This window comes from Streptomyces sp. MB09-02B (genome assembly GCF_033794485.1).
GTDB lineage: Bacteria > Actinomycetota > Actinomycetes > Streptomycetales > Streptomycetaceae > Streptomyces.
The window spans coordinates 1-1,247 of record NZ_JARGEE010000878.1 but is presented as its reverse complement, the minus strand read 5'-3'; the positions used below and the strand labels follow the sequence as shown (position 1 = coordinate 1,247).

Below are 1,247 nucleotides of genomic sequence, written 5' to 3'. Positions count from 1 at the left end.
GAGGCACACCGGGGTCGCCCCGCACTGGGCCTGGAGAACTGCGCCGCGAACGCCTGCCACTTCGACGTTCCCGCCGGCACGTACGACGTGAGCGTCCGCCTCGGCGGGGAGAGCGCGGCGAGCACGAAGGTCACCGGCGAGACCCGCCGCACGCTGCTCGCCGAGACGGCCACGGAGGCCGGGAAGCCCGTCTCCCGCAGCTTCACCGTGAACGTCCGCACCCCCGAGGGCGAGCCCACGGGCGCCGACGGCACCCCCGGCCTGGACCTGGTCATCGGCGGCTCGGCGCCCGCGCTGGCCGACATCCGGGTGACCCCCGCGAAGCGGGCCCGCCAGATCTTCCTCGTCGGTGACTCCACGGTCTGCGACCAGCCCGGCGACCCCTACTCCGGCTGGGGCCAGCAGCTCCCGCAGTACCTGCGGAAGGGCGTCTCGGTCGCCAACTACGCCGACTCCGGCGAGAGCACGGTGTCCTACCTGGCCGACTCCCGGCTGTGGGCCACGGTCCAGCCGCAGATCCGCCGGGGCGACCTGGTGCTGATCCAGCTGGCCCACAACGACAAGCAGACGGACGGGTCCACGTACCGGGCCAACCTGGAGACGCTGGTCGCCGGCGTCCGCGCGAAGGGCGGCAAGCCGGTCCTGGTCACGCCGATCGTCCGCCGCTGGTTCAACGCCGACGGCACGCTGAACAACGGCACCGCCCTGCTGGTCAACGGCCTCGGCGTCGACCATCCCGCGGTCACCCGCGAGGTCGCCGCGGCGGGTGGGGTGCCGCTGATCGACCTCACCGCCGAGACGAAGGCGCTGGTGGAGTCGTTGGGCACGGAGGGTTCGAAGGCGCTGTACCTCTACAACGAGAAGCGGGACAACACCCACACGTCCGTGCACGGAGCGACGGTCTACGCCGACCTCGTCCGTGACGCCCTCGTCGCCCAGGGGCTGGTGCCGGAGGGGAAGACCAGGGTGGGATAAGACGCCTGGGGCGTCCCGACCGGAACCGGGGCGCCTCAGGTTTCGCCGGGCGGGGTGCGTTGTCGGGTGCGGCTCCGGTGGGGCTTCTCGCGCAGTTCCCCGCTCCCCTGCAAGACCAGGCCCTGCGGGCCTGAAAAGCACGGGGCGCAGCCCCTGCTTTTCAGGCCCGCAGGGCCTGGTCTTGCAGGGGGGCGGGGAACGGCTGTCTCTTAACAACATCTCCGAGCCAACGAGACATGCAAAAAACACGAAGGCCGTATTCGGCTGAAAAA

The 1,247-nt window shown here is 71.1% G+C and carries 1 protein-coding gene; it reads left to right on the top strand.

Features of this window, described 5'->3' with window-relative positions:
- On the top strand, positions 1 to 975 hold a 975-nt coding region (locus tag P1P70_RS44805), incomplete at its 5' end, for a rhamnogalacturonan acetylesterase (RefSeq protein ID WP_319248270.1).
- Between the last annotated feature and the right edge of the window lie 272 nt (positions 976 to 1,247).